The organism is Thermoplasmataceae archaeon, assembly GCA_038729425.1.
In the GTDB taxonomy this organism is placed as follows: domain Archaea; phylum Thermoplasmatota; class Thermoplasmata; order Thermoplasmatales; family Thermoplasmataceae; genus B-DKE.
The window spans coordinates 20,845-28,630 of sequence record JAVYSB010000010.1 but is presented as its reverse complement, the minus strand read 5'-3'; the positions used below and the strand labels follow the sequence as shown (position 1 = coordinate 28,630).

Annotated in this window: 4 protein-coding genes and 1 rRNA gene; all 5 read right to left on the bottom strand. The window is 46.6% G+C overall.

Annotated elements, in window-relative coordinates; genetic code table 11:
• A 16S ribosomal RNA gene (locus tag QW597_07125) occupies positions 1-906 on the bottom strand; the annotation flags it as partial.
• Between the two features lie 421 nt (positions 907-1,327).
• The gene (locus QW597_07120) at positions 1,328-2,128 is read right to left on the bottom strand and encodes an aldo/keto reductase (protein ID MEM0156350.1); all 801 of its coding nucleotides are present in this window, start codon (positions 2,126-2,128) and stop codon (positions 1,328-1,330) included.
• Between the two features lie 227 nt (positions 2,129-2,355).
• Positions 2,356-3,966, bottom strand: a complete 1,611-nt coding sequence (locus QW597_07115) for a radical SAM protein (protein ID MEM0156349.1) — start codon at positions 3,964-3,966, stop codon at positions 2,356-2,358.
• Positions 3,967-4,087: 121 nt separating this feature from the next.
• Positions 4,088-5,104 carry a PTO1314 family radical SAM protein gene (locus QW597_07110; GenBank protein ID MEM0156348.1) on the bottom strand — a complete coding sequence of 339 codons (1,017 nt, stop codon included), beginning with the start codon at positions 5,102-5,104 and terminating at the stop codon, positions 4,088-4,090.
• 480 nt (positions 5,105-5,584) lie between these two features.
• On the bottom strand, positions 5,585-7,684 hold the full coding sequence (locus QW597_07105) for a prolyl oligopeptidase family serine peptidase (GenBank protein ID MEM0156347.1): 2,100 nt from the start codon (positions 7,682-7,684) through the stop codon (positions 5,585-5,587).
• Positions 7,685-7,786 lie beyond the last annotated feature (102 nt).

The following is a 7,786-nucleotide window of genomic DNA, read 5'->3' as shown; positions in this document are numbered from 1 at the left end:
AATCCAATTAAACCGCACGCTCCTCCCGTTGCGGTGCTCCCCCGCCAATTCCTTTAAGTTTCAGCCTTGCGACCATACTCCCCAAGCGGCCCACTTAACACCTTCGCTCCGGCACTGCCTCCCCTCATCGGAGGGGCAACACCAAGTGGGCAGTGTTTACAGCTAGGACTACCCGGGTATCTAATCCGGTTTGCTACCCTAGCCCTCGTTCCTCACCGTCGGATCCGTTCTAGTTGAACGCCTTCGCCACCGGTCGTCCTTCCAGGATTACAGGATTTTGCCCCTACCCCAGAAGTACCTTCAACCTCACCCGGTCCCAAGTCTCGCAGTCTCTTCAGAAGATCATCTGTTGAGCAGAGGAATTTATCTGAAGATTTGCAAAACCGGCTACAAACGCTTTAGGCTCAATAAAAGTGACCACCACTCGAGCTGCGGGTGTTACCGCGGCGGCTGGCACCCGTCTTGCCCAGCTCTTATTCCTTAAGCTTTTTAGGCTTAAGAAAAGCCTTGACAATGTCAAGGCACTCAGGTTTCCCGTGTCGCGCTTTCGCGCATTGCACAGTTTTCGCGCCTGCTGCGCCCCGTAGGGCCTGGACTAATGTCTCAGAGTCCATCTCCGGGCTCCCCCTTTCAGGGCCCGTACCCGTCCTAGGCTATGTGGTCCTTTACATCACATACGACCTGATAGGCCGCAGACTCATCCTCAGGCGTAAAGGCTTTCATCATCAAAGCATTCCAGCATATGATAACTATGAGGAATTATCCTCAGTTTCCCGAGGTTATACCTCACCTGGGGGCAGATTATCCGCGTGTTACTGAGCGGTACGCCAGGGTATTGCTACCCTTGAACTCGCATGGCTTAGTCGAAACCTGATAGCAGTGGCCGCCGGCAGGATCAACCGGAGTTAATTCCTGTCAGAGCGATTTTTAAAATGGAAATTGGCGAGCCACAGTTTGCACCTTTTCACGTGTCAGAAGTGAGGTTGGAATCTCACAACTCCATGTTTCCCAACCTTGGAAATTTCTGGATCATTATGGTCATCAGACCTTGCTCACCAGAATGCCTTGTCAGTTGGTCTTATTTCATATTGCAGCGCACGATTTGTGCGTAATTTCCTTTATAGTGGGTCGATATATAACCCTTTCGTACGTCCCAATCGACTTGAGCGATAAGCCATTTTACAGCATGATCTGAGTAACCCATGCAGGAAAATTGGCGAACCATGTACCTGTATTTCGCCAGCGGATGCCCAGTATATGGACCTTTACGATGACTCAAAAAGAAAGCGCAATAAAAATGTAATGATGGAATTCTGGATTAGATATGTTATGCTGACGAGAGTTCCAAATAGTCATCCTTGGCAAGATTGATACTGCTGGACCCAATAAGTTCAGCTATGTGATCCTTATTTGATGACTTCGGGATTGGAAAGCTCCGTTCCATCACATACCTGAGAGCTATCTGTACCGGCGTGGAACCGTATTTTGAAGCAACCCGCTTTAACCTGTCAAAGGACGAAAGCTTACCTTTGAAAATCGGTGTGTACGCGATTACATCAACCTTATTCTTCTCGCAGAATGGTATGATATCTCTTTCCGGTTCCCTTTTACCGTAGCTGTACTCGATCTGGTTGGCCGAGATTTGTACAGACCTGGCAGAATCAATGGCTTCCTGGAGTTGTTCTACGCTGAAGTTGCTGACACCTATATTCCTTACCAGACCCTGTGATAAGAGTTCCTCCATGGCACCAATTGATTCCCTGATTGGCACTGAAGGATTTGGCCAGTGTATCAGGTAAAGATCCAGATATGGTGTCCCGAGACGTCTTATGCTCTGTCTTGCAGCCATTATAAGATCATCATGCCTAAGGTGATTATGCCATGCCTTAGATATTATGAACAGTTTTTCCCTGTCGAATCCCGAAATAGCTTTGGCAACGATTTCCTCTGTGTGGCCGCCCGCATACATCTCAGCAGTGTCGATAACATTTATCCCCATCTGCAGTGCATACCTGATGGCTGCAATGTCTTTCTTGTCATTTCTCGGATCTGGTGATGTCTTTCCGCCCATTCCCCACGTTCCAAGACCAATGTCAGATACCACTTTTCCTGAGAGTCTTCTGGACATTATTCACTTATATGATTCTTGGGATAAATACATTGAGTGTTAGAAATTCCTTTGCAAGAAAACTCTAGTTTCTCTAATGATTATAGCAGATCCTAATCCTGGTTATGCGGAAGTTCACCTTGCGAAACCCGGATCACAAGGCGATATTGCACCAGGTTTTCCCATCCAAGCAGGCAATTTAGCACAATAACCCCATGGATCACTGTTGCCGGTGATTTACCATTTAGTTACACCGTTCTGGAACTCGCCGATCCTGATCCGAACACAGATACCTTGCCGATCCAGAACATGCTCCTCAGGACGCCGTATAGGTTGTCGAGGTTGATCTCCGAATAATCATGGGCCTTCATACCATGAGTTTCTGAAAGCTTCCTGAATATGCTATCTATGTGTGCGAATATCTTGTCGGTCATTAGGTTCACTATGTTACGCGATACCGGATTACCCATTTTTGTGGACATTATGGGCATCATCTGCCTGGAAATATAAAGATCGTATTTCCAGGCGGTATAAAGGAGATCCCAGTACTTTGACGGCAATCTTTCAATGTTAGGGAACTCTCCGCCACCGATGTGGGAGGGTGTCATGGGAATAACCGCAAGTGGGAAAATCCATGACCGGAAATGGCTGTCTATCATGGCCTCCACCAGGTCTATACTCTTTTCCACGTCTTCGTTCGTTTCGTCCTCAAATCCGACCGTCATAGTGTAGCATGGTGTTATTCCGGCGTCATTCAATATTGGGGTGGAATCAAGTATAACCTTCTTCCAATCAGCAGGTTTCCACGGATACGGCTTTGCATTCATGTACTTGGATATGATACGCTCGCTCCCTGATTCAAGTCCCACAACTGGTGTCTCGCCCCTATACTTGTCATATTCGGCAATTTCACCAATGGCCATTACCGTCTTCGGGCTCTCCAGTGCTGCAGGTGATGAGACGTGCGGGAAGTATATCTGCTCTGCACCAGCTCTCTTAACCGCAGTGAAGAGATTCACAATGGCTTCATGGTTTGTGGAAAGTTTCCTGCCGCCATAAAGCATAATGTCATCTGTGAGCAGATTTATGCTTGTCTGCCCATTTTCCACGTTAACCCTGACTTCCTCGAGGATCTGGCTTACTGGAATTGACCTGAACGTTTCTGGCGTAATGGTGCAGAACTGGCAACCGCGGGGGCAACCTCTAGTCACCTGGACTTCACCAAAGCGCGTCGGTTTAATGATACTCGGTATGGCTTCCACTGGAGAGTTCCTGCCAAATACCACCTTTGGAACTGGATTCCCTTCCACTGCATTTTTTACCAGTAGAGGAAGATCAACCTCTGCTTCGCCGTTGTACAGAACATCAACCCACTCAGGTCTCTTCATCGCTATCTGCCATGCGGCGGGACCTCCAACGAATACGGTAAAATTGTATCTCTTTTTCAATGCTGAAATCTTCTTCGACAGATCATCGAAAAATCTAGCGGTCCAGCTCTGGCCTCCACCAAATATCATTGTAAGCTTGGTGCTCACAGGGCTAAGTCCATATGGATCATGGACGGATATTCCCAGAACCCTGGTCTCCGGGCCTATGACCTTTTCCAGTTTTTCCGGGGATGTGACAACAACATCGTTCATTCCCGCACTGTGCAGAGACGCTTCAATCTTCCGCAGAGGATAGGTGGCTTTAAAAGCTTCTCCGCTCCTGTTGGTAACCAGGGGAGGGGCGAATATTTTCTTCATCAAGATCCTCGGTACAAGCCTGGCTGGCATGCACGAGACATATCCGAGTGCGGACGTCCCACCATAATCAGAAAAAGTTCCGTTATCAGCGGTTAGCACTATCTGAGCGTGCATGAAATAAAAATTCAAAATGCTATTTATCTTTTACCACAGAAGTTTCGATGACAAATTATTTTTATTCAGATCAGGAGGATACATACTTTCAGCGGGTTGTTCCAGATTTTTCCCGGTCTCATTACCAAGCCATCTGTCCTTTCACCAGTGCAACAACGGAGTCGAGTATCCTTTCCTTAACCATGGTTGGATTTCTCCAGGAGAACAGGGACGGTTCGAGATAACAGGCAAGTGCACATTTGTTGCAGGATTCGTATGGTGCCCAGTCATAGGTATTCCACACTTTGAGGATGTCCATATCCCAGACCTTGGTGGTGCCGCTGTATTCATTAAGGACGTAACACGGCTGAACCACATTACCGAGCGGGTCTATGTTTATGGTGAGCCACGGTTTGCACCTCCAGGGATCAGAACCATACCAAGAATCAAGAATGGCTCTGAAATATGCTACCGAATTCACTATTGGTGATCCTTCTTTCTTAAGTGTTTCAAGCCTACTGACAGTGTCACGGAGCTGAATCTTTTCCGGGGACATTGCTTCAGCGGTTGAATAATCAAACGCGATCTGGAAATTTACTGTGATGCCAAGTTTTGAGGCCAGTTTCACCATGTCTTCAGCCTGGTGCATATTGTCTCTTGTTATGGTGGAACTTATCGACACAGGCACGTACCTGCTGGCTGCCTCTATTCCCTCAATAGCCCTCCTGTATGAACCTTCCATGCCTCTAAGCTTATCGTGAAGTTCTCCGATGCCGTCAAGAGACACAAAAAGGTAATTGATGCTGTCCTTAATCTCTGGAAGCTTTGCTTTAAGAAGCCATCCGTTTGTTACCATTGAAGTGTGGAATCTCTTCTTTGCCTGGTACAGAATTTCGCCAATATCTCTCCGCAGAAGAGGCTCTCCGCCCTCAAACCCAATAAACGAAACCCCTGCGCGCTTGAGCGATTCCATCATCCTTATCTCATCTTCTACTGTGAGAAGGACCTCGTCTTCCCTTCTCCAGAATGGGCACATCTTGCATTTAAGGTTACAAGAATACTGAAGTTTGTGACCAGCGATAAGAGGGAATTTTTTGTCCTTGATGGATCTGAAAGTCCGTGCTATACCCCTTCCCACAACTGGACCGAGTAATGACATGCGTAATCATGTGACTCTAGTTTAGATACTTTTCCGAGGCGTTCTGATCACTTTTTGGATCCCCCGCGTCTAAGTTGTGTACTACCAATTGCTTGTCACTGACTATGCACCACATGCCACATGGGGAGTTTATACTGAAACCTTTTATTAACAAAAGAACGACCCTGCACCGCATAGACTGGCTTCTGAAGTGTACCAAATCTAGGCGAAAATTGATTCTCTTTGGCTTGACTCAAGGGGTTTGGTTTTTTCAGCATTACTTGCGATTTCGGAGATCTAAACATCGGCAAAAACCTCATTTCGAATAGGGATTGAAATTTTAATAACAGATTAATCGAAATAGAGCGTCTTTAATCCCACTGAAAACAAGTAACGCACTTTGTAGACCCTGACTATGATGGCATCAAGTATATACTACGAGATTTGAAATGTTTCCACCGATTCCCAAAATAGTCTTTGCGTATCTATTATGGATGGCATTCACCGACATATCCCAAGCTCGTACTGAAGGAATGAGTATACGTCGCTATCCTGATCAATCCGTTGATCGAGAGGGGTGCCGAAACCATGACCAGACTTATCCATTCTGAGAAGTACTGGTTGCCCGGAACTTGAAGCGCGCTGTAGTATTGCTGCCATCTTCCGGGAATGCGATGGATCTACCCTTCCGTCATTTTCCCCTGAAAGAAGGAGCACGGCAGGGTATCGTTTTCCGTCAACAACCCTGTGATATGGAGAATAAGCATATAGAGCATTGAACTGATCTTGGTCCCTCACTGTCCCGAATTCCGTAATGTTGAAAGCACCGTTGTCTTGGGATTCCACCCTGATCATGTCATATATTCCAACATGGGAAACTACAGCACGGAAAAGATCGGGTCTCTGCGTGAGGGCAGCACCCATAAGCAACCCTCCATTGCTTCCTCCCTCGATCGCCAGTTTATCCTGACTGGTATAGCCACTCCTGATCAGATATTCGGCACATGAAATAAAGTCATCAAATACTGTCTGTTTCTTTAACATCATTCCCGCCTTGTGCCATTCCTCACCGTATTCCCCTCCACCCCTCAGGTTGGCAATTGCATAAATGCCTCCCTGATCGATCCAGGCAAGAACATGAACCTGAAATGCAGGTTTGAGGTTGACACCGTACCCTCCGTAACCGTACAGGATAACAGTGTTATTCCCGTCTCTCTCAGTCCCCCTCCTCATTATTATATTGACGGGTATTCTTGTGTCGTCCTTTGAAACTACAAATTCCCTCTTCACTTCGTATGGGGAGGTATCTATCGGTGAAACTCCGCTGATCTTGGTGCGTCTGATTTCAAGGGATGAATCTATCCAGTACCATGATGGCGGGGAAAGAAAGCTCTCGCTGCGGATCAACACGGTTTCTTTCCCGGCATTCGTCATTTCATCTATGGACGATATTGCATCAGTAGAGGGAAAAATCTCCGTGATAAATGACCCGTCGTGCCGGTCATAGGAGAAGAGTTTCGATGGCCCCCCGACTACCTCGGTCACAAAAATCCGGCTATCAGAGATAACGAAATATTCTATCGACCCTTCTCTTGCCTCCACGCAGGCAATAGCGCTTTGAATATCAAGCGAATCAGCTGGCATCCTGATTATTTTTCCCCGAGGAGCGCCTTTCCTGGAAAGGAAGAATATTTCCTTACCGTCTGGGGAAAAAAGCGCACTCTTTACTCCGTCGTCGAAATCCGTGAGCTTCACCCAGCTTCCATCTGGCCGCATGTAGAAATGCGAGAAATCTCCACCATCACCATTAGCCACCGTTGCGAGAAGGCCACTTCCAGTATCCGGTGACGTGAGTCTAATTTCCGCTATCCTGGGGAAATCCTTTCCAATTACATGGATATCATCCCCTGATCCTGTTCCTATCTTGTGAAAATAAACCTGCTGGTAGAAGTGCATATCATCTTCTGGCCGCTGATCCCTGGATGGATACCGTGTGTAATAGATTCCGCTTGAATCTGAATTCCACTCTGCACTTCCTCCTGCAGTTGGAAAATTTACCCTCGGAAGGACATCCTGTAACTTCTCTCCAGTTTCTGCATTGAAGAAATGTAATGATCCGTCCTCACTGCCTCCCTCAGAAAGACAGATTGCCAGACTTTTGCCATCCCTTGAGGGAATAAAGAAATCAATAGAAGTGGATCCCGTTCTGTCAAACTCATTTGGATCGAAAACAACCACCTCCGGTCCAATTTCACCATTATACTCAAATCTGACGAGGGATGGCTGCTGTTTGGTGGAGTCACGCTTGGTGAAAAAGAGATATTTTCCCCTGAAGATCCCCGAATAATATGAGGAGGGGGCTTTAGAGTATAAGTACTTCAGGCGATCGCGTATTCTTTCCCTAGCAGGGATAGAGATCATGTAGTTCTGCGTTAATCTGTTCTGATTATCGACCCACCGCCTTACTTCAGGATCTAAAGAATTTTCGAGCCACCTATAATCATCAACAATAGATATCCTGTCATTATACACATCTGTTACTTTCCGTATGGCGGTTCTGGGATACTTGAGGGGCTTCTCGTGATTCTCGGCTTTTGTCATGAATTTTAGATGTTTTTGATATATATAACCAATCGTTTGAATATTTTTTGGGGATTGAACATGTGCTATTTTCAATTTCCGGAAATTATTCGCGATCAGCAG